The organism is Bradyrhizobium sp. T-1, from assembly GCF_053592855.1.
On sequence record NZ_CM132115.1, the window covers coordinates 306,731 to 326,526 of the forward strand.

Here is a 19,796-nt window from a genome sequence, read left to right on the forward strand (position 1 = left end):
TCCTCTTCCAAGTCGTCTGGCAGAAATGGGTTCAATGATTCCGGCATCTTCAGTGATGCCTGCGAAAGTCCTTCGCTGTCCAGTGGATAGGCCGCTATAAGCAGTGCAAAGACATGGTTTTACCGGGGGAGGAACAGATGAAGCTGTCACGACGGATGATCCTGCAAGGCGCGGGTGGCCTGGCTTTCGCGGTTGCGAACTTCCGGATGGAAGCGCTGGCGCAAGCGCAGCCCACAGCCGCAGCCGCCGAGGTGCCGCCGATCCTGTTCGTCCACGGCAATGGCGACTACGACGCGCTCTGGATGACGACGCTGTGGCGGATGGAATCCAACGGCATCGCGCGCGACCGCATGATGGCGATCAATTTCACCAATCCCTCGGCGCGCACCGACGACGCGGTTGAGCAGGCCAACCGCTCCTCGACCGAGGATCAGCGGCGCGAGCTTGCCGCCGCCATCACTGAATTGAAGCGCCGCACCGGTGCGGCACGCGTCGCGCTGGTCGGCAATTCGCGCGGCGGCAACTCGATCCGCAACGTCGTCAAGAACGGCGGTTCCGGCGATGTCAGCCACGCGGTGCTGTGCGGCACGCCCAATCACGGCGTGTTTGCGCTCGATGATCTGCTTGGCAGCGAGTTCAACGGGCGCGGCGCGTTTCTGCGCGGGTTGAACGAGGGCGACAGCGAGGTGACGCCGGGCACGGCGTTCCTCACCCTGCGCAGCGACGGCATGGACAAATATGCGCAACCCGACGGCCGCTTCATGGGCAAGCCCGGCGTGCCGACCAATGTCACCGCCGAGGGACCGGAGTTGAAAGGCGCGACCAATCTCGTGCTCGGCACCATCGACCATCGCGAGACGGCGTATCATCCGCGCGCGTTCCGCGAGATCTACAAGTTCATCGCCGGCCGCGAGCCCGCGCGCATCGCGATCACGCCGGAGCCCACCGTCCGCCTCAGCGGATTGGTCACGGGCGTTGTGGACGGCGTGCCGACCAACCGCCCGGTGACCGGGGCAATGGTGGAGGTCCACCATGTCGACCGCGAGAGCGGGGAGCGCAAGGGCGATGTGGTGTACCGCGCGACGACCGGCGCCGACGGCCGCTGGGGGGCGGCCGCGGTCGATCCGGCCTCGCCGCTCGAGATCGTCCTGACCTCGCCGGATGCTCCGACGACGCATTTCTACCGCTCGCCCTTCCCGCGCTCGTCCGACGTCGTGCATTTGCGGGCCGCACGCCCGTTCATTCCCGCGGACAAGGATGCCGGCGCGGTGGTGATCATGTCGCGTCCGCGCGGCTATTTCGGCCTGCCGCGCGACACCGTGCTGCTCGACGGCCGGGAGCCCGCCGATGTCCATCCGGGCGTGCCCACGGATGCGACAGCAACCTTGCGTCTTCCGACCAGCGAGGTCGGGCGTAACGTCGTGGCCCAGTTCAACGAAGAACGTATCGTGGCCCGCGCCTGGCCGGCCTCCGAGAACAGGATTGCGGTTGCCGAACTGACTTACTAGCTATTTGGCTGCGCAAGCCTTGACTGCGACCACGTCTGCGGGAGAGAGCCATGAACATCGCCAGTGTGCGTCGGCCCATCATCCCCCCGACCCCGCCGCGCGCGCCGGACAATCTGTCGTTCTTCGGCCGGCTCGCGGTGATCAGGCAGAACATGATCGCCACCTGGGGGCAGCGTGCCTATGAGGAAGAGATCATCCAGGGCCGCTTCTTCCTGCACAAGAGCTTCATCCTGAACCAGCCGGACGCGATCCGGCACGTCCTGCTCAGCAATTACGAGAACTACACGCGGACGCCGGCCGGCATCCGCATGCTGCGTCCCGTGCTCGGCGAAGGCCTGCTGCTCGCCGAGGGCCACGCCTGGACATTCCAACGGCGCACGCTGGCGCCCGCCTTCACGCCGCGCGCCACCGCCAACCTCGTCCCGCACATGACGGCGGTGCTCGACGAGACCATCGTGAAGCTGGATGCGCGCACGAGCGCGCCGATCGATCTGCGCGAGGTCATGCAGCGGATGACGCTGGAGATCGCCGGGCGCACGATGTTCTCGTTCGGAATGGACCGGCACGGCCCGACCCTGCGCAACTTCATCATGGAATATGGCGAGCGGCTCGGACGGGCCTATTTCCTCGACATGGTGCTGCCGGTGTCCTGGCCGACGCCGATGGATCGGGCTCGCGCGCGCTTCCGCACGCGCTGGACCGAATTCGTCGCGATGCTGATCGCCGAGCGGCGGGCGGCGGGCAAGAAGGACGACGCGCCGCCGCGCGATCTGTTCGATCTCATGGACGAGGCGCGCGACCCTGAAACGGGCAAGGGTTTTTCGGACGAGCAGCTCGTCGACGAGGTCGCGACCATGATCCTGGCGGGTCATGAGACGACCGCAACTGCGCTGTTCTGGGCGCTCTATCTGCTTGCGCTCGATCCGGAGACGCAGGAGGAGGTTGCCTCCGAAACCCGTGACCAGCATCTCGACAGCATCGCCGATATCGACCGGCAAAAATTCACCCGCGCGGTGATCGACGAGAGCATGCGGCTTTATCCGCCGGCTTTCCTGATTGCCCGGGCCGCGCGCGACAAGGACAATGTGGCCGGCGCTGCGGTCAGCAAGGGCGACATCATCATGATCGCCCCCTGGCTTCTGCACCGGCACGAGAAGCTGTGGGATCAGCCGAATGCGTTCATCCCCAAACGCTTCATGTCGAAAGAGCAGCCTGACCGCTTCGCTTATCTGCCGTTCGGCGCAGGACCGCGCGTCTGCATCGGCGCGCCGTTCGCGCAGGCCGAGTCGGTGCTGGCGCTGGCTCGGCTCATCGGCGCGTTCCGCGTCGAGCTCGTCGAAGCCGATCCTGTGATTCCGTACGGCGTCGTCACGACCCAGCCGGACCACTCACCGATGTTCCGCATCACGCCGCGGTGACGGGCACCGCCCGGCCGATGGTGTGATCCGCCCCAGATTGGAGTAGCCGCCATGAGCGACATCCAGGCCCAGTTTTCCGTTCTGAAGCAAACGGCCGATCACGACGTCGTCGAGGCCATCGCCGATCTGATCGCCAAGGGGCACGATCGCGACCTTAACCGCATCAATGCGCTGGATTTTGCCGATCGCACTGGGCTCGACCAGGAGAAGGTCATTTCCGGATTCCTGCACGCTTCGCGGCTTGGCCTGTTCGACATGAGCTGGAACGTGCTTTGCCCGGGCTGCGGCGGGGTTTTGGGCGCGCACGCGACGCTGAAATCGCTCAAGCACGACGACTATAATTGCGCGCTCTGCGCCGCCGGATATGAGGCCTCCGTCGATGAGATGGTCGAGGTGGCTTTCACCGTCAGTCCGCGAGTCCGTCGCATCGGTGCTCACGATCCCGACACGTTACCGATCTGGGAATATGTGCGGCAGATGTTCTGGAGCTCCGGCGTCGACATCAACGAAGAGGCCTTTTCGCGCCTGATCAACGAGGTGACGCTCGAGGCGCTGGAATTGCCTGCCGGCGAAAAGGCGATCCTGTCGCTGAACCTGCCCAGCCAGTTTATCATCGTCTTCGAGCCGGTCACCCATTCTGCTCATTTCCTGGATGTTCGGGGTGACCCGACCAGCGAGCGCCAGCAGCTTTCGATCATGTTCAACAAGCTGGAGGCGCCGACGGGGACCACGGTGGTGCGCCCGGGGCCGCTCCGACTCACTCTCGAGAATCAATCGGGCAATCGCGTGTTGCCCTCGGTCTGGATTGCCGCCGACGCGCTGCACGAGATGATCGGCAAGCGCAAGCCGATCCTGACCGCCAAGCGGATGCTGTCGAACCAGACGTTCCGCGACGTCTTCAAGGCCGACAACCTCAATGTCGATCAGCGATTGAAGATCACGTCGCTGACGTTCCTGTTCACCGACCTGAAGGGCTCGACGGCTTTGTACGAGCGCGTCGGCGACCTCAGCGCCTTTGATCTGGTGCGCGCGCATTTTCGGGCGCTGCTGGAGATCATCGCCGCCGAGAAGGGCGCCGTGGTGAAGACGATCGGCGATGCCGTCATGGCGACCTTCGTCAGGCCCGAGCACGCGATTGCTGCGGGGCTGCGCATGCGCGCGGCCATGGATGAATTGAACCAGCAGCGCGGTGCCAACGATCTCGTTCTCAAGATCGGCATCCACGAAGGTCCGTGCCTCGCGGTGATGCTCAACGAGCGGCAGGATTATTTCGGCCAGACCGTCAACATTGCCGCGCGCGTGCAGAGCCTGTCGACTGCGCAGGAGATCCACATCACAGGCCCGGTCTTGGATGCGCCCGCGGTTGGCGAGATCCTTCAGCGGCGTGAGATCAAGCCGATCCAGAAGCAGGCGGCCCTGCGCGGCATCGCCGACAAGATCGTGGTGTACGAGATACCGTGACCCTCAAATGACAGCAATCAGATTGCCGAAACGTAATGCAGCGCGCGGAACTGACGCACGTTGCGCCGGTTGAGTTTCCCGCTCATATAAGGCTGGTAGCCGCCGCGCTCCCAGCGGCGTCATCGATTTCGGTAGGACCTTATGCTCGACGGCTTGCGCCAATTCATCGCCGACATTGTTGCTCCCCAGGCTCAGGACCGGGCCTTCGGTGACAGCGATTATCGGCTGGCGGCCACCGCTTTGCTGGTCCATGTGGTCTCGCTGGACGGCCAGCCGACGCAGGCTGAGCAGAGCAAGCTGCACAATCTGATCGAAAGCCATTTCAAGCTCGATCGGGGCACGGCCGACCGGCTGATCGCGGATGCGACCCAGGTCGAGGGCGAAGCGGTCGACCTCTATCACTTCACCAGCGTCATCATGCGCTCGCTCGACGAAGAGGGCCGCAAGCGCATCGTCCAGATGATGTGGGAGCTGGTCTATGCCGACGGTCAGGTCACCGAATTCGAGGACAACGTCGTGTGGCGTGCCTCCGACCTGCTCGGGGTTTCGCAGCGCGACCGGATCGATCTCAAGCACGCGGTCGCGGACCGGGCCGGCGGTCAGGTCAAGGATAGCGCCGTCGGCGGCTGAGGTTATCGTCGAAACTGGCTTAATCGTCGGTTGTGCGGGCTACATGACGAAACTTTAATGTAGCATCGCAAAACGCCTCGGTTCCGGATTCCCCTGTAAAATCCGCGATCTTCCTGCTCTCCCTGTGACCCGCTCAGGCCGCCATGCTGCCAGCGCCGCTTGCCTGTCGCGCGCGGCCTGTGCTCCAGTTCCGCCATTCCGGGACCAAAAGAATTCAATTCAAGAGACTGCAATCGTGACTGAGCGGGTAACGTTGATCACTGGTGCCTCGGCGGGCATCGGTACAGAGCTGGCGCGTGTGTTTGCCGCGAACGGACATCGGCTCGCGCTGACGGCGCGGCGTGCCGACCGGCTCGAGGTGCTTGCGGACGAGCTCGCCACCAAATGCGGCAAGAAGCCGATCGTGATCGCCTGCGATCTCCAGCAAGCGGATGCCGGTGAAAGGATTGCCGCCGCGCTCGCTGCCGAAGGCGTCGAGCTCGACAATCTCGTCAACAATGCCGGTTTCGGCGTCTTCGGCGACGCCATCGAGCGCGACCGCGACGAGCAGGTCGGTATCGTCGATGTCAACGTCCGGGCGCTGACCGACCTGTCGCTGCGCTTTGCCGATCAGCTGATCAGGAACAAGGGCGGCCTGCTCAATGTCGGCTCCGTCGCGGGCTTCCTGCCCGGCCCCGGCATGGCCGTCTATTACGCGTCGAAGGCCTATGTCATTTCGCTGACCGAGGCTTTGCGAGCCGAGCTCGCGCCACGCGGCGTGCGCGTCACCGTGCTGTGCCCGGGGCCGGTGCAAACCGAATTCCAGGGCCGCGCCGGTGTCGGTTCCGGGCACGATACGGCGATTCTCAACGTTCCTGCGGCCGACGTTGCGCGGCAGGCCTATCGTGGCCTGATGGCGAACAAGCGGGCAGTGCTGCCCGGTCTCGGCATCAAGATTGTGCCGTTCGCGCTCCGCTTCTTCCCGCGCGGCTTCATCCTGTCCGCCACCAGCCGGTTCCAGCGGCAACGGCACTGAAACTGAAAAAGCGCTCGAAGCCTCCGTAGTGGCCCGGAGCTTGCTTCAGAAGTGACGCGTGTGTGCGCGAACTCACACGATGTTAACCTTCGCTTAGCTATGCTGGCGGCTTGAACCGATAGCACTCGCAGAGGCCATGTCGTTTCGGACGGACAGGTTTGGTGGCGCAGAATTGGTGCCCTTCCCCGGAAGGACGCCGAGCGCGGTCGCCTCCGAACCCCTTCTGCCGGTTCTGATCATCCTGCACCAGGAATCCTCGACACCCGGTCGTGTCGGCAATGCGCTGCGCGCGCTCGGCCATCGTCTCGACATCCGCAGGCCGCGCTTCGGCGATTCGCTGCCCGACACGCTCGACCGGCATGCCGGCGCGGTGATCTTCGGCGGCCCGATGAGCGCCAACGATTCGGATGAGTACATCCGCCGCGAGATCGACTGGATCGAAATCCCACTGCGCGAGCAGCGGCCGTTCCTCGGCATCTGCCTGGGAGCGCAGATGCTGGCGATGCAGCTCGGCGCGCGCGTCGCGCCGCATGCGCAGGCGCTGACCCAGATTGGCTACTATCCGATCCGCCCCACCGCGGCGGGCCACGCGCTCTGCCCGGACTGGCCGGCGCAGGTCTATCACTGGCATCGCGAAGGATTTCAGTTGCCGCACGGTGCCGAATTGCTGGCGGAAGGCGATGATTTTCCGAACCAGGCATTCCGTGCCGGCAATGCGTTCGGCGTGCAGTTTCATCCGGATGTGACCTACGCGATGATGCATTGCTGGACCACGCGCGGCTATGACGGCCTCAGCGCGCCCGGCGCGCGGGAGCGGCATCATCATTTTGCGGACCGCGCCGTCTACGATGCCGCGGAACGCGCCTGGCTCGATCATTTCATCGACGGCTGGCTGGCGCGCCGCGTGGTGTTGGCGCAGGCCGCCGAGTGATCGTGGCCTAACGCAGATCCTTAACGCAGGTCCTTGGCGCAAGTCCCTGCCTCATCTCTGGATATGCTAGGCTCGCTGCCAACGAGCGCGCGCGAACGCGTGCCGGCCAACACAGGGAGAGCGCGATGGCCTATGAGCATATTCTCTACGAGGTGAGCGACAAGATCGCGACCATCACGCTCAATCGTCCCGATCGCATGAATGCATGGACGCCGATCATGGAGCGCGATGTGCGCCACGCGATGGAAGCGTCCGCCGCTGACGACAATGTCCGCGTCATCGTGCTGACAGGCGCGGGTCGCGCCTTTTGCGCCGGCGCCGACATGGATGCGCTGAAGGGGCTCGATCCCAACGACGTCAGGCGCGCCTCTAACCTGCCGCCCTTCGACATGAACCGCCGCCCGGACTGGCAGACGCGCTATGGCTTTTATCCGTCGATCGGAAAGCCCGTCATTGCGATGCTCAACGGCGCCACTGCCGGCATCGGTCTTGTTCACGCGCTCTATTGCGATCTGCGCTTCGCCGCCGACAACACCGTCTTCACGACGGCCTTCGCGCGCCGCGGCCTGATCGCCGAGCACGGGATCTCATGGATGCTGCCGCGCATCGTCGGCCACGCCAATGCGATGGACCTGCTGCTCTCGGCACGGCGCGTTTCGAGCGACGAGGCGTTGCGGATCGGGCTGGTGAATCGGCTCTGCCCGCCCGAGAAGCTGCGTGAGGAAACTTATGCCTATGCCCGCGATCTCGCCGATTTCGTCTCGCCGAGCGCGATGGCCGTGATCAAGCGGCAGCTCTACGAGGTGCCGTTCCAGACGCTGGCCGAGGCCACGATCGAAGCGAATCGGGAGATGATGGTGGCGCTGAACGGCAGCGATTTCCGGGAGGGCGTCGCGAGCTTCATGGAGAAGCGGCCGCCGAGGTTTACGGGGAAGTAGGGGGAACTGAAGCTCGGGAGACAGTCCGTCTACGCCCTGCGGGCTTCGCCGGACACCACGCTTCGCCCTTCAGGCTCCTCGTGGCTGCGCCACGCGTAGCCCGAAGGGCGAAGCGTGGTGGAGCCAGGCGGGATCGAACCGCCGACCTCGTCATTGCGAACGACGCGCTCTCCCAGCTGAGCTATGGCCCCTTTGCTGGCCGCTCTGGTAAACGCGGCCGACAACCGGGCGCCATTTAAGTCCCCGGCAAGGTCAAGTCAAGGACGGGTGTAAGGGGGTTTTAGCCATCCGGACACCGACTTCCCTTGTTTGGGCCGGGGGGAACCGATATCTAGCCAAGGTAACCCAGACACCACCCCAAACACCGCCCAACGACACAGGCCCAGAGAGTGTTTCGCTGATGCGCCCGATAGTCTTCATTCTGATCCAGATCATCAATCTCTACATCTACCTGCTGATCGCATCGGCAATCCTGTCCTGGTTGATCGCGTTCAACGTCGTGAACACCCGCAACCAGTTCGTCGGCGCGGTCTGGGAGTTTCTCTATCGGATTACCGAGCCGGTCCTCGGGCCGATCAGGCGCAGGCTGCCCAACATGGGCGGTCTCGATGTCTCTCCGATCGTTGCCTTCTTCGTGCTCTGGTTGATCCAGCTTTATCTCGCCGAGTACGTCTATCCGAACGTGCCCTAGGCCGGCGGAACCGCGATGGGAGCCTTGATGGTCCCTTGACCGAACCTTGGCGCATTTCCACCACGGGCGTCAGCATCGCGTTGCGGGTGACGCCGCGTGGCGGGCGTGACGGTGTCGACGGGATCGAGCAGCTTTCCGATGGCCGTAGCGTGCTGAAGGTCCGCGTGCGTGCCGTCGCCGATGGTGGCGAGGCCAATCGCGCGGTTCTGGCGCTGCTGGCGAAATCGCTCGGTGTGCCCAAGGCCAGCGTCAGTCTCCTGTCGGGGGCGACGTCGCGGCTGAAGCATGTCGCCATCGAGGGCGATCCGGCTGGGCTTACTGACGCGTTGCGCAAGCTTGCATCAGTCAAATCGACAGGGACAAGGAACTGACATGACGGCCAAGATCATCGATGGAAAAGTCATTGCCGCGGACCTTCGCGCCCGTGTCGCCGAGGAGGTCACCCGCGTCAAGCGCGACCACAATCTGGTGCCGGGCCTCGCCGTGGTCCTGGTCGGTCATGATCCCGCCAGCGAGGTCTATGTCCGCTCCAAGCATAAGCAGACCCAGGCCGCCGGCATGGCATCGTTCGAGCACAAGCTGCCCGCGGACGTCTCGCAAGCGGATCTGCTCGCCGTCGTCGCAAAGCTCAACCGCGATCCCGCCGTGCACGGCATCCTGGTGCAACTGCCGCTGCCCAAGGGCCTGGACACCGAGGCCGTGATCAATGCCATCGATCCCGCCAAGGATGTCGACGGCCTGCATCCGAATAATGCCGGCCGGCTCGCCGGTGGTTTCGAGGCGCTGTCGCCCTGCACGCCGCTCGGCTGCATCATCCTGACCAAGAGCGTGCACGCCTCGCTGCAAGGCATGAATGCCATCGTGATCGGTCGCTCCAACCTGGTCGGCCGTCCGCTGGTGCAATTGCTATTGAACGAGAACGCCACGGTGACGATCGCCCATTCGCGCTCGCGCGACCTTGCCGGGCTCGTGAAGCAGGCCGACCTCGTCTACGCCGCTGTCGGCAGGCCCGAGATGGTGCGCGGCGACTGGCTGAAGCCGGGTGCGACCGTGATCGACGTCGGCATCAATCGCATTCCGCAGGACGATGGCAAGACCCGCCTCGTCGGCGATGTCGCGTATCAGGAAGCGCTTGGCGTTGCCGGTGCGGTTACGCCGGTGCCGGGGGGCGTCGGCCAGATGACAGTGGCCTGCCTGCTGGTGAACACACTCCGCGCAGCGTGTGCGATCGCCGGCCTGCCGAAGCCGGCGGTGTAGGATTTCTTCACCTCGCCCCGCTTGCGGGGAGAGCATCGGCCGCCCTGGCGGCCGTTCTCAAAGAGCGCCGAAGCGAAGCTTCGGCTACGCGCGAATCGCCGGGTGAGGGGACTCTCCGCGAGAGTCTTTGTCACCGAATTTGCGGAGACTCCCCCTCACCTCAACCCTCTCCCCGCAAGCGGGGCGAGGGAGCAGGTGTCAGCCCTTCTTTTTCTTCTCGCGCTCGATGCCTTCGAGGATCAGCTTCTGGGCTTCCTCGGGGCCGCCCCAGCGCGTGATCTTCACCCACTTGCCCTTCTCGAGATCCTTGTAGTGCTCGAAGAAGTGCTGGATCTGCTGCAGCGTGATGTCAGGCAGGTCGGAATACGACTTCACCTTGTCGTAGCGCTGCGTCAGCTTCGACGATGGCACCGCCAGAATCTTCTCGTCGCCGCCGGCCTCGTCCTCCATGAACAGAACGCCGACCGGGCGCACGCTCATGACGGCGCCGGGGATGATGGCGCGGGTGTTGACGATCAGGACGTCGCAGGGATCGCCGTCATCGGACAACGTGTGCGGGATGAAGCCGTAGTTACCGGGGTAACGCATCGGCGTGTACAGGAAGCGGTCGACCACCAGCGTGCCGGCCTCCTTGTCCATTTCGTATTTGATCGGCTCGCCGCCCACGGGGACTTCGATGATGACATTGACGTCCTCAGGGACATTTTTTCCGATCGAGACCGCATCGATACGCATTCAGAAGGCTCCGTGGTTGCCGAGGTTAAATCGCGCCCGGCAGCGATTTTGGCGCTGTCATACGCGGGCTTGGCCCGCCGATCCATCGTGTTTTTATGAAATAATGAATCCAGCGATCACCGGCGCAAAATGGCAACGGTATCGACGGATGGAGGAACGCTGCCGATGAAGGCTTTCAGCAGCTCAGTTGGTCCGAATTTTAGTTAGTCCAGGCGAAGGCAACCTTGTCGAGCGACTTCGGCCCGAACCGCTCCGAGGAGCGTGCCACCATGCGGCCGCCCAAGGCCCGGTAGAACTCAGTCGCCGGGTCGTTATCCGAGAGCGCCCACACCACCATGCTCTTCAGATTGCTCTGCATGAGGTCGCGGCGGGCGGCGGTGAACAGGCGGCGGCCGAAGCCGAGGCCCTGAAACTCGGGGCGCAGGTAAAGCTCGTAGATCTCGCCGTCAAAATGCAGGCTGCGGGCGCGGTTGCGGCCATAGTTCGCGTAGCCCGCGATCTTGTCGCCGAACACGAGCACGCTGACGCGGCTGCCCTTGCGGATCGCGCTGTCCCACCACTGCGGACCGCGGCGGTTGATCAGCTTCTCCAGCTCAGCGCCGGGAATGATGCCCTGATAGGCGGAGCGCCAGGCTTCGTCATGGGTGGACGCCACCGCAGTTGCATCTGCAGCTTTGGCCGGCCGGACCTCGATCAGGGTTGTGCTCATGGACGCGATCAAACCAAGTCGCCGCGCTGGCGGCAAGACCTATCGTTAATTATCGGTTAACGTGTGGACTTTCTGCATCAGTATTTTAACCATGTTGTACCGAAAAAAGACAAGACGCCATTCCGAACGGCAATGGCCTGCCGTGTGTCAGTGCAAAACTTCGGCGTCGCAACGAATGAACGGCGATGGCAACGCAGAAAGTCCGCCCGGAGTGATTCGTTCCGACTAGTCTGGCCCCCGCCATCCGTGTTCGCTTTCGGCAATTCATGCGGCTCCTCAACACCTTTGCACTTCTGTCTCTGCTGACCGCACCGCCTCTGTGCGCCCAGGTCACGCTTGGGCGATCGGGTCCCGAAGGAGAGCCGCTTCGCCGCCAGGAATGGCGCGTGCCGTCACCGGATACCGACATTGCCGCGCGCGCGCTGTTGTTTCGCCCCGCCGGCGCCGGTCCGTTCCGGCTTGCGGTGATCGCACATGCATCGACGCAGAATGTGCTCCGTCGTGCGCAAATGCCGCAGCCGGAATATCGCGCGCTGGCGGCGTTTCTGGTCGCGCATGGTTTTGCCGTGTTGGTGCCGGAGCGGCTCGGCCATGGCGCGACCGGCGGCCGCTATGTCGAGGACCAGGGCGGCTGCGACGAAGCGGACTATGCACGTGCGGGCCGCGCCACCGCGGAGGAGATTTCGCTCGCACTGGATTATCTGCAAAGACAGGATTTTATTCGCAGGGATGCCGCGGTCGTGGTCGGCCATTCTGCCGGTGGATGGGGCGCGCTGGCGCTGGCGAATGCCGATCCGAAGGCGATCTCGGCTATCATTGCATTTGCGCCCGGGCGCGGCGGTCATGCCAATGACGAACCAAACAAGGTCTGTGCGCCACATACGCTGCTCGCCGCTGCTGCCGAATTCGGCAAGGCCGCGCGCATTCCCGTCACATCGCTGGTTGCGGCCAATGACAGCTATTTTTCGCCGGCATTTTCGAAAGCCTTGGCGGATGCGTTTCGCGGCGGTGGCGGCAAGGACGATTTTCGCACGCTGCCTGCCGTCGGCAGCGAGGGCCATTGGATGATCGAGACCGAGACCGGCGTCCAGGCCGCAAGCAGCGCGCTTGCGCGTGCGCTGAACCCGACAATGAACGCACCTCGGCCTATGGCGACCAAGAAGCCATGACGCTGTATTTCCTGGTCAAGTATCTGCACGTGCTCGGCGCCATCGTCATTCTCGGCACCGGAACCGGCATCGCCTTCTTCATGCTGATGGCACATCGGACCAACGACGCAGAGTTCATCGCCCGCACGGCTTCGGTGGTGGTGATTGCGGACGCGATCTTCACGCTGTCGGCGGTGATCCTGCAACCGGTCACCGGCGGCCTGCTGATGATGCTCTCGGCCACATCGATCGCGGAGCGCTGGATCCTGGCCTCGCTCGCGCTTTATGCCGTCGCGGGCGTGTTCTGGATTCCCGTCGTCTTCATGCAGATCGAGATGCGCGATCTCGCGCGCAAGGCCGCCGCGCAGCGCACGGCATTGCCGGAGCGCTACGTCGTCCTGTTCCGCCGCTGGTTTGCGTTCGGCTTCCCTGGCTTCGGCGCCACGATGCTGATCCTCTGGCTGATGATCGCAAAACCATTTTGAAGGACGCGATGAACCAGCGAACCATCTTGGTGCTTGGCGCCTCCGGCCTGATCGGCCGCTTCGTCACCGACGATCTGCGCGCGCGAGGTTTTCGCGTGATCGGTCTCGCGCGCAGCCTGTCGCCGGCGCAGACAATGAGCGCGCTGGATATCGAGCTGCCGATCTTGTCGCGCGATGCGGCTGCGTTAACACGCCTGCTGAGTGAGCACGCGGTGGATATCGTCGTGAACTGTCTCGGCGTGCTCCAGGACGGCCCCGGCAGCGATACCCATGCGGTGCATCGCGATTTCGTCGCGCGTCTGCTTCAGGCGATTGCCGACAGCGGCCGTGTGATCCGGCTGGTCCATATTTCAATTCCCGGGACTGCTGAAGCGGATCGCACCGCGTTCGCCACGACCAAGCGCGAGGCGGAGCGGCTGATCGCGGCCTCCGACATTCCCCACGCCATCCTGCGGCCCGGCTTCGTGGTCGCGCCGTCAGCCTATGGCGGCAGCGCCCTGCTGCGCGCGCTCGCGGCTTTCCCGCTGGATCTTCCCGCGGCGGAGATGGCAACGCCGTTCCAGCCCGTCGCGGTCGAGGATATCGCGGCGACCATCGCCTGGCTCGCCGTACGCGATATCGACGATCCATCCGTGCAAGCGGTGACCTGGGACCTGATGCAATCCGAGCCGATCACGATGGCCGGAGTCATCAAACAGTTCCGGCATGCGTTTGGCACGGCCGGCTGGCCACGGATGGCGATGCCGTCCTTCATGCTCGATCTGGGTGCGAAGATTGGCGATCTCGCCAGCACGCTCGGCTGGATGCCGCCGATGCGCTCCACGGCGGTTGCCGAGCTGCGTCGTGGCGTCACCGGCGATCCCTCGGCGTGGATCGCCGCCACCGGCCTCGTGCCGAGGACGCTGATGGCTGTGATCGGGCGCCATTCCGCCACCATCCAGGACAAATGGTTTGCACGGCTGGTCCTGATCAAGGCGCTGATTGTCGCGAGCCTGGTCGTGTTCTGGCTCGTCTCTGGCTTCATCGCGCTGCTCGTGTCCTATCGCGCCGCCGCCGGCATCTTGATCGCGCACGGCTTCCCGTCGGCGCTGGTCGATCCCATCACCATCGGCACCAGCCTGATGGACATGAGCATCGGCGTGCTGATCGTCTTCCGCCGCACGGCTGCAATCGGGTTGGCCGCCGGTATCGTCGCCTCGCTCGGCTATATGTTCGGTGCCGCAATCCTCACGCCCGATCTCTGGATCGAGCCGCTGGGCGCGCTGGTGAAGACAGGGCCCGCGATCGTCCTGATGCTGGTCGCACTTCTGATGCTGGATAATCGTTGATGAGCAAGTGGCCCGATGACGACGTGATTCTCTTCGATGGCGTCTGCATCTTCTGCTCGCGCTGGGTGCGGTTCGTCGCCAAGCGCGACGCGTCGAAGCGGTTTCGCTTCACGCCGATCCAGTCGGACTATGGGGCAAAGCTCGCGCGTACCTTCGGCATCGACCCGGATGATCCCGACACGAACGCGGTGGTGCACGGCGGTGAGGTATTCATGAAGTCGGACGCCGCGCTGACGGTGCTTTCGCATCTTCCGGGCTGGCGCTGCACGCGAGTGCTGTTCGCTGCGCCGAAACCGCTGCGGAATGCCGTCTACAGCCTCATCGCGCGCAACCGCTATCGCATCTTCGGCAGGTACGATGCGTGCTTCGTGCCTGATGCGGATCTGCGGGCGCGGGTGATTGAGTAGAGCCGTTGTTGTGATTGGACGGTGCGCCAACGACCTCAGTGTCGTCCCGGCGAAGGCCGGGGGATCCATAACCACAGAGCGAAGTTTGGCAAAGCTGGCAGTCAAAGGTTGGCCCGCGGGACCACGACTGCGGTTCACCGACAGATCACGCGGTGGGTCCCGGCCTTCGCCGGGACGACATTGGAGATAGACTAACGGTCTCCAATCGCCGCCAGCACTTCCTTTGCCGCCCGCTCCCCGCTGTCCCTCGCCCCATGCGCCGTCGTGAAGAACGTCGGCGACGTCGCTTCGCCCGCGAAGAACAATCGCTCATCGACCGGCGCGCTCAACGCCGCGCGATCGCCCGCATGCCCTGGCAGCGCGTGCGAATAGGAACCTCTCGCAAACGGGTCATGTGCCCAGCGCGACTCGTAGAGCGGCTTCAGCTTGCGGCGGATGTCGTTGCCGAGAAAGCTGGCGATCTCGTCGACGCTGTGTGCGGCGATGGCACCTTCGCCGGCATCTTCCAGTGCGCGGGCAAAGCTGCCGCCGAAGAAGCCCTCGATGCAGGGCTGGCCGAATGGGCGGATGTGATAGGTGCCCATCTCGGTGCGCATGGTGACGCCGCGGAGATTGCCCTCCCTGGGGAAGGCTTCGGCGCCCTCGAGCGCCAGCGTCACCTTGTCGTCGACACCGAGCGGCAGGCCGGCCGCCGCGTCGACCTTGGCGGGAAGTGGTGGGGAGAATCTAATCGCTTCGTCCGCGATCAGATTGGTCGGCACGGTGACGATCACCTTGTCGGCGGTCAGCGTGCCCTGCGACGTCGCGATGCGGATGCGTTTGGCCGTATGGTCGATCAGCGTGACGTTGCAGTTCAGCACCACCGGGCAGGGTGCGCCGTACGCCGCGATGAGCGCGCCATAGCCGCGGTGGACGCGCCAGTTGAGCTCGCTGTCCTCATAGGCGTCCCAGTCCAGCGTCGACATGTCCTTGAGTTCGCAGCCGTTGATGTAGGTCGAGATCGCGTCGATCATCGGATTCCAGCGATTGCCGGGCTCGAGGCTCAGGCTCGCGGGCTCGTCCTTGCCCTTTTGCGCGGCCTGCCAGAGACGCTCATAGAACGCGTCCATCGCGCGCATGAAATCATCGCGCTCGCTTTGCGGAAACGCATTTCCGAAGGCGCGCTCGCGCCAGGGCGGCAGGTCCTTGTTGAGCTCGAAGTCGAGTTGGCGTGCGATTGGGACGAAGGAGTTCTTGTTAGCGGAGTGCAGCCAGCCGCAGCCGACGTCGAACGTGACCTCGGGCGAGGCCTGTACGGTCCAGGCGCGGCCGCCGAGCCGGCCCCGCGCCTCCAGCACGATCGCGGCGAGGCCGAAGCCTGCCAGCGCATGCGCAGCGCCGAGGCCGGCTGCGCCCGCGCCAATGATCGCGACGTCGACGGAGGCGGGGAAGGACATGGGTCGGCTCTAGCACGTTCGCTGGGCGTGCTGAAGGCACCACAAAACAGGTGTCATCACCCGCGAAAGCGGGTGATCCAGTATTCCAGAGACGGTCGTTAAGCACGGAGAGGCCGCGGCGTACGGGATTCCCCGCTTGCCGCCTACGCTACAGCTTCGGCGCCCCAAGACCTCAATCCGGCGAAGCCTTGGCGTAGCCGGGTCGCGGGGAATGACACCGAGCGAGAGCGGTAGCTTACGCCACCGCTTCCTTGGCCTTTTCCGCGCGCTTGCGCTCGTTCGGGTCGAGGTGCTTCTTGCGCAGGCGGATCGACTTCGGGGTGACCTCGACGAGCTCGTCGTCCTCGATATAGGCGAGCGCCTTTTCGAGGGTCATGCGGATCGGCGGGGTCAGGCGCACGGCTTCGTCCTTCGAGGTCGTGCGGATGTTGGTGAGCTGCTTGCCCTTGAGCACGTTGATCTCGAGATCGTTGTCGCGGGTGTGCTCGCCGACGATCATGCCCTTGTAGACCTTCCAGCCCGGCTCGATCATCATCGGGCCGCGGTCTTCCAGCTTGAACATGGCGTAAGCCACCGCTTCGCCCTGGTCGTTCGAGATCAGCACGCCATTGCGGCGGCCCTGGATCTCGCCCTTGTAGGGGGCATAGCCGTGGAATAGGCGGTTCATGATCGCGGTGCCGCGGGTGTCGGTGAGCAATTCGCCCTGGTAGCCGATCAGGCCACGGGTCGGCGCGTAGAACACCAGGCGCTGACGATTGCCACCCGAGGGCTTCATCTCGATCAGCTCGGACTTGCGCTCGCTCATCTTCTGCACGACGACGCCGGAATGCTCCTCGTCGACGTCGATCACGACTTCCTCGATCGGCTCCATGGTGGCGCCGGTCGCTTCGTCCTTCTGGTACACGACGCGCGGGCGCGACACCGAGAGCTCAAAGCCCTCGCGGCGCATGGTTTCGATCAGGATCGCGAGCTGCAATTCGCCGCGGCCCGAGACTTCCATCGCGTCCTTGTCGGCGGCCTCGACGACGCGCAGTGCGACGTTGCCTTCGGCTTCGCGCAGCAGACGGTCGCGGATCATGCGGCTCGTCACCTTGTCGCCTTCGGTGCCGGCGAGTGGGGAGTTGTTGACGATGAACGACATCGACACGGTCGGCGGATCGATCGGCTGCGCCGGCAACGGCACCTCGACGGTGGGATCGCAGAACGTGTCGGCGACGGTGCCCTTGGTCAGGCCGGCAATGGCGACGATGTCGCCTGCTTCGGCTTCATCGAGCGGCGTGCGCTCGAGACCGCGGAACGCCAGGATCTTGGTGATACGGCCGGACTCGACCAGCTTGCCGTCGGCATGCAGCACCTTGACCTGCTGGTTCGGCTTGAGCACGCCGGACGAGATGCGGCCGGTGATGATGCGGCCGAGATAGGGGTTGGCTTCCAGGATGGTGCCGATCATCCGGAACGGGCCTTCCTCGACCTTCGGCGGCGCGACGTGACGCAGAATCAGGTCGAACAGCGGCTCCATGCCCTTGTCCTGCGGACCCTCCGGGCTGTCGGCCATCCAGCCCTGCTTGGCTGATCCATAGAGAATCGGGAAGTCGAGCTGCTCCTCGCTGGCGTCGAGCGCCGCGAACAGGTCGAACACTTCGTTGATGACTTCGGTCGGACGCGCGTCGGGACGGTCGACCTTGTTGATGACGACGATCGGCTTGAGGCCGACCTTGAGCGCCTTGGAGACCACGAACTTGGTCTGCGGCAGCGGACCTTCGGCGGCGTCCACCAGCACCAGCGCACCGTCCACCATGTTCAGGATGCGCTCGACCTCACCGCCGAAATCGGCGTGGCCTGGGGTATCGACGATGTTGATGCGGGTGTCCTTCCACTGCACCGAGGCCGCCTTGGCCAGAATGGTGATGCCGCGCTCGCGCTCCAGATCGTTGGAGTCCATGGCGCGATCCGTCACCTTCTGGTTCTCGCGGAACGTGCCGGATTGCTGGAGGAGCTTGTCGACCAGGGTCGTCTTGCCGTGGTCGACGTGGGCGATGATGGCGACGTTACGAAGGTTCATGAGTGAGCTTCTTTGCGGTCGGACAATGGGTTAAGCGCGATCTCGCCGGTCAAGCCGGGACCTCTTCACGGACAACGCTGAAACGTGGAAAACGGGGCTTGCTACGCCCAAAAAGGAAACCCGGCCATATCGACCGGGTAGCCTATGCGTTTGCGGCGCAATATAGGGAAAAAACGCCAAAAAACAATGCGTTCTTTCGAGGTTGGTTGACTGAATTTTGTCCGGGAATCCCCGGGGCTTAGGCGATTCCCCGGCCGAACCGGCCCTTTATTCGCGATCCGGCCGCCGTTACTGGCCCTGAGCGGAGCTGTGGTTGACCTCCTCGGTCGGATAGACCCCGCGCAGCACCTCCTCGAAATGCATCTTCACGGCGTCGTTGCAGAGGCAGGCGCGCAGGCGCAGGCCGTCATGGTTGCGGACCAGGATCGAACCGCGCCGCGTGTCGAGCACGCCCTCGGCCTTGAACGATTGCAGCACGCGGCTGGCATAGCTGCGCCCCACCCCGAGCAAGGTGGCGAGCTGCTCGTGTGTCAGCGGTACGCTGCTCTCGTCGCCAGTCCGTTCCATCGCCGCGATGATCCATTTCGCCGTGCGCTGCTCGATCGAATGAATCGCGTTGCAGGCGGTCGACTGGAAAATCTGTGCCAGCATGCAGTCGGCGTAGCGGGCGAAGATATTGCGCAGCGACGGCGAGCGCGCCTTCGCCGCCTCCAGTCTGCCGACATGGATGCGCGCAAACGGTCCGCCGAATTTGACGCAGATGCGGGTGTAGGCCGGTAGAAATCCCTCGCTGACGATGCCGCCCACCGCGCCTTCGCGGCCGACCAGAATGGTCTCGACGTCGCGGCCGTCTTCGTTCGGGACGAGAAACGTTGCGAGCGACGGACCGCAGGGAAAGTGCACGACCTGAACATCGTCGCCGGGACTGTAGAGCAGGTGGCTCGCACCGACGTCGTCAACGCTGACATAAGGTGCGAGCAGCGCATAATCCGCGGAGTTCAAGCGCCGCAGCAGATTGTTGGCGGGCCGGCTCTCGACCTCATTTGCCTTGCTGATACGCGCATCCATCGCGAACTCCCCATCCTCCTCTCCACACTAGCGAGTTCCGTTCATCGCCTGTGTGCACATCTGGACAGACGTCAAAACTGTTCTGTGGTGAGTTTCGTTCCGGGAACCCTCCGATGCGCTGGGCGCAGGTGTCGGCATGAGGCTGTCCTGACCGGTGCAACATGCAGCCCTCGACAGCCAGGATCATGATACCTGTTTCTCCGGACGGCTCGGCCGCAATGCCTGCCGATGTTCTGATCGTCGAGGACGATCCCATCATCGCCATCGATTTCGAGGATCGTCTGCTCGGCTTTGGCGTCACCGGTGTGCGCACGGCGGGCTCGGTGGCGCAGGCGCTGAATGCGATCACGGCACGTGCGCCTGACTTCGCGCTGCTCGATGTTGAGCTGATCCGCGAGAAGAGTTTTGCGATCGCCGAGCGGCTCGCCGCGCTGAAAATTCCCTTCGTCTTCGTCACCGGCTACGGTGCGGAGACCAGCATCCCGCCGGAGTTTGCCGCACGGCCGCGGCTGCAAAAGCCGTGCTCCAGCGATGCGCTGGAGGCGGCGTTGCAGACGCGCGGCGCGTGA

At 64.2% G+C, this 19,796-nt stretch carries 20 protein-coding genes and 1 tRNA gene; 15 read left to right on the forward strand and 6 right to left on the reverse strand.

Annotated elements, in window-relative coordinates; genetic code table 11:
* Positions 1-137 precede the first annotated feature (137 nt).
* The 7 genes from ACWAT4_RS01460 (at position 138) to ACWAT4_RS01490 (ending at position 7,901) form a co-directional block, all read left to right on the forward strand.
* A complete protein-coding gene (locus ACWAT4_RS01460) occupies positions 138-1,508 on the forward strand; it encodes a hydrolase (RefSeq protein WP_449729641.1) in 1,371 nt (456 codons plus the stop codon).
* A 50-nt stretch (positions 1,509-1,558) separates the two neighbouring features.
* Positions 1,559-2,926, forward strand: coding sequence for a cytochrome P450 (locus ACWAT4_RS01465; RefSeq protein WP_449729642.1), 1,368 nt, complete (start codon positions 1,559-1,561; stop codon positions 2,924-2,926).
* A gap of 51 nt (positions 2,927-2,977) precedes the next feature.
* Positions 2,978-4,387, forward strand: coding sequence for an adenylate/guanylate cyclase domain-containing protein (locus tag ACWAT4_RS01470; protein ID WP_212303250.1), 1,410 nt, complete (start codon positions 2,978-2,980; stop codon positions 4,385-4,387).
* Between the two features lie 141 nt (positions 4,388-4,528).
* Entirely contained in the window at positions 4,529-5,017 is a 489-nt protein-coding gene (locus ACWAT4_RS01475; RefSeq protein WP_449729643.1) for a tellurite resistance TerB family protein, read from the forward strand.
* Between the two features lie 235 nt (positions 5,018-5,252).
* A complete protein-coding gene (locus ACWAT4_RS01480; RefSeq protein WP_212303248.1) occupies positions 5,253-6,032 on the forward strand; it encodes an SDR family NAD(P)-dependent oxidoreductase in 780 nt (259 codons plus the stop codon).
* 136 nt (positions 6,033-6,168) lie between these two features.
* Positions 6,169-6,963 (forward strand): glutamine amidotransferase, encoded by a 795-nt coding sequence (locus ACWAT4_RS01485; RefSeq protein WP_449729644.1) that lies wholly within the window; start codon positions 6,169-6,171, stop codon positions 6,961-6,963.
* Between the two features lie 125 nt (positions 6,964-7,088).
* The gene (locus ACWAT4_RS01490; protein WP_449729645.1) at positions 7,089-7,901 is read left to right on the forward strand and encodes an enoyl-CoA hydratase; all 813 of its coding nucleotides are present in this window, start codon (positions 7,089-7,091) and stop codon (positions 7,899-7,901) included.
* 115 nt (positions 7,902-8,016) lie between these two features.
* Here the strand turns inward: ACWAT4_RS01490 and ACWAT4_RS01495 are convergent.
* A tRNA-Ala gene (locus ACWAT4_RS01495) sits at positions 8,017-8,092 on the reverse strand.
* A gap of 209 nt (positions 8,093-8,301) precedes the next feature.
* Between ACWAT4_RS01495 and ACWAT4_RS01500 the strand changes: the two genes are divergently transcribed.
* From ACWAT4_RS01500 to folD, 3 genes are read left to right on the forward strand one after another with little or no spacing between them, the layout of a single operon-like run.
* The gene (locus ACWAT4_RS01500) at positions 8,302-8,592 is read left to right on the forward strand and encodes a YggT family protein (protein WP_188107316.1); all 291 of its coding nucleotides are present in this window, start codon (positions 8,302-8,304) and stop codon (positions 8,590-8,592) included.
* Positions 8,593-8,627: 35 nt separating this feature from the next.
* Positions 8,628-8,963: a DUF167 domain-containing protein gene (locus ACWAT4_RS01505; protein ID WP_449729646.1), complete on the forward strand. Its 336-nt coding sequence runs from the start codon at positions 8,628-8,630 to the stop codon at positions 8,961-8,963.
* 1 nt (position 8,964) lies between these two features.
* Positions 8,965-9,849: a bifunctional methylenetetrahydrofolate dehydrogenase/methenyltetrahydrofolate cyclohydrolase FolD gene (gene folD / locus ACWAT4_RS01510; RefSeq protein ID WP_449729647.1), complete on the forward strand. Its 885-nt coding sequence runs from the start codon at positions 8,965-8,967 to the stop codon at positions 9,847-9,849.
* Positions 9,850-10,047: 198 nt separating this feature from the next.
* Here the strand turns inward: folD and ppa are convergent, their stop codons facing one another.
* Positions 10,048-10,584: an inorganic diphosphatase gene (gene ppa / locus ACWAT4_RS01515; RefSeq protein WP_212303243.1), complete on the reverse strand. Its 537-nt coding sequence runs from the start codon at positions 10,582-10,584 to the stop codon at positions 10,048-10,050.
* A 199-nt stretch (positions 10,585-10,783) separates the two neighbouring features.
* On the reverse strand, positions 10,784-11,293 hold the full coding sequence (locus ACWAT4_RS01520; protein ID WP_027533231.1) for a GNAT family N-acetyltransferase: 510 nt from the start codon (positions 11,291-11,293) through the stop codon (positions 10,784-10,786).
* Between the two features lie 266 nt (positions 11,294-11,559).
* Between ACWAT4_RS01520 and ACWAT4_RS01525 the strand changes: the two genes are divergently transcribed.
* From ACWAT4_RS01525 to ACWAT4_RS01540, 4 genes are read left to right on the forward strand one after another with little or no spacing between them, the layout of a single operon-like run.
* Complete coding sequence (locus ACWAT4_RS01525; RefSeq protein WP_449729648.1) at positions 11,560-12,462, forward strand: dienelactone hydrolase family protein; 903 nt, start codon at positions 11,560-11,562, stop codon at positions 12,460-12,462.
* A complete protein-coding gene (locus tag ACWAT4_RS01530; protein WP_212446886.1) occupies positions 12,459-12,926 on the forward strand; it encodes a DUF2269 family protein in 468 nt (155 codons plus the stop codon). The genes ACWAT4_RS01525 and ACWAT4_RS01530 overlap by 4 nt, the downstream gene beginning before the upstream one ends.
* A gap of 8 nt (positions 12,927-12,934) precedes the next feature.
* On the forward strand, positions 12,935-14,254 hold the full coding sequence (locus ACWAT4_RS01535; protein ID WP_449729649.1) for an SDR family oxidoreductase: 1,320 nt from the start codon (positions 12,935-12,937) through the stop codon (positions 14,252-14,254).
* Positions 14,254-14,661: a thiol-disulfide oxidoreductase DCC family protein gene (locus ACWAT4_RS01540; RefSeq protein WP_449729650.1), complete on the forward strand. Its 408-nt coding sequence runs from the start codon at positions 14,254-14,256 to the stop codon at positions 14,659-14,661. The genes ACWAT4_RS01535 and ACWAT4_RS01540 overlap by 1 nt, the downstream gene beginning before the upstream one ends.
* Positions 14,662-14,852: 191 nt before the next feature.
* Here the strand turns inward: ACWAT4_RS01540 and ACWAT4_RS01545 are convergent, their stop codons facing one another.
* From ACWAT4_RS01545 to ACWAT4_RS01555, 3 genes are all read right to left on the reverse strand, one after another.
* The gene (locus ACWAT4_RS01545; protein ID WP_449729651.1) at positions 14,853-16,097 is read right to left on the reverse strand and encodes a flavin monoamine oxidase family protein; all 1,245 of its coding nucleotides are present in this window, start codon (positions 16,095-16,097) and stop codon (positions 14,853-14,855) included.
* 235 nt (positions 16,098-16,332) lie between these two features.
* Positions 16,333-18,159 (reverse strand): translational GTPase TypA, encoded by a 1,827-nt coding sequence (gene typA / locus ACWAT4_RS01550; RefSeq protein WP_212303237.1) that lies wholly within the window; start codon positions 18,157-18,159, stop codon positions 16,333-16,335.
* Between the two features lie 288 nt (positions 18,160-18,447).
* Positions 18,448-19,227, reverse strand: coding sequence for a Crp/Fnr family transcriptional regulator (locus tag ACWAT4_RS01555; RefSeq protein WP_449729652.1), 780 nt, complete (start codon positions 19,225-19,227; stop codon positions 18,448-18,450).
* A gap of 185 nt (positions 19,228-19,412) precedes the next feature.
* Between ACWAT4_RS01555 and ACWAT4_RS01560 the strand changes: the two genes are divergently transcribed.
* On the forward strand, positions 19,413-19,796 hold the full coding sequence (locus ACWAT4_RS01560) for a response regulator (protein ID WP_212303235.1): 384 nt from the start codon (positions 19,413-19,415) through the stop codon (positions 19,794-19,796).

What these genes read in the sequence shown, in the direction of transcription:
- ACWAT4_RS01490 (WP_449729645.1), top strand. Translation starts at nt 7,089, where the DNA reads ATGGCCTATGAGCATATTCTCTACGAGGTGAGCGACAAGATCGCGACC.
- ppa (WP_212303243.1), bottom strand. Translation starts at nt 10,584, where the DNA reads ATGCGTATCGATGCGGTCTCGATCGGAAAAAATGTCCCTGAGGACGTC.
- ACWAT4_RS01545 (WP_449729651.1), bottom strand. Translation starts at nt 16,097, where the DNA reads ATGTCCTTCCCCGCCTCCGTCGACGTCGCGATCATTGGCGCGGGCGCA.
- ACWAT4_RS01465 (WP_449729642.1), top strand. Translation starts at nt 1,559, where the DNA reads ATGAACATCGCCAGTGTGCGTCGGCCCATCATCCCCCCGACCCCGCCG.
- ACWAT4_RS01485 (WP_449729644.1), top strand. Translation starts at nt 6,169, where the DNA reads ATGTCGTTTCGGACGGACAGGTTTGGTGGCGCAGAATTGGTGCCCTTC.
- ACWAT4_RS01530 (WP_212446886.1), top strand. Translation starts at nt 12,459, where the DNA reads ATGACGCTGTATTTCCTGGTCAAGTATCTGCACGTGCTCGGCGCCATC.
- ACWAT4_RS01560 (WP_212303235.1), top strand. Translation starts at nt 19,413, where the DNA reads ATGATACCTGTTTCTCCGGACGGCTCGGCCGCAATGCCTGCCGATGTT.
- ACWAT4_RS01470 (WP_212303250.1), top strand. Translation starts at nt 2,978, where the DNA reads ATGAGCGACATCCAGGCCCAGTTTTCCGTTCTGAAGCAAACGGCCGAT.
- ACWAT4_RS01535 (WP_449729649.1), top strand. Translation starts at nt 12,935, where the DNA reads ATGAACCAGCGAACCATCTTGGTGCTTGGCGCCTCCGGCCTGATCGGC.
- ACWAT4_RS01520 (WP_027533231.1), bottom strand. Translation starts at nt 11,293, where the DNA reads ATGAGCACAACCCTGATCGAGGTCCGGCCGGCCAAAGCTGCAGATGCA.
- ACWAT4_RS01460 (WP_449729641.1), top strand. Translation starts at nt 138, where the DNA reads ATGAAGCTGTCACGACGGATGATCCTGCAAGGCGCGGGTGGCCTGGCT.
- ACWAT4_RS01525 (WP_449729648.1), top strand. Translation starts at nt 11,560, where the DNA reads ATGCGGCTCCTCAACACCTTTGCACTTCTGTCTCTGCTGACCGCACCG.
- ACWAT4_RS01555 (WP_449729652.1), bottom strand. Translation starts at nt 19,227, where the DNA reads ATGGATGCGCGTATCAGCAAGGCAAATGAGGTCGAGAGCCGGCCCGCC.
- ACWAT4_RS01500 (WP_188107316.1), top strand. Translation starts at nt 8,302, where the DNA reads ATGCGCCCGATAGTCTTCATTCTGATCCAGATCATCAATCTCTACATC.
- folD (WP_449729647.1), top strand. Translation starts at nt 8,965, where the DNA reads ATGACGGCCAAGATCATCGATGGAAAAGTCATTGCCGCGGACCTTCGC.
- ACWAT4_RS01540 (WP_449729650.1), top strand. Translation starts at nt 14,254, where the DNA reads ATGAGCAAGTGGCCCGATGACGACGTGATTCTCTTCGATGGCGTCTGC.
- ACWAT4_RS01475 (WP_449729643.1), top strand. Translation starts at nt 4,529, where the DNA reads ATGCTCGACGGCTTGCGCCAATTCATCGCCGACATTGTTGCTCCCCAG.
- typA (WP_212303237.1), bottom strand. Translation starts at nt 18,159, where the DNA reads ATGAACCTTCGTAACGTCGCCATCATCGCCCACGTCGACCACGGCAAG.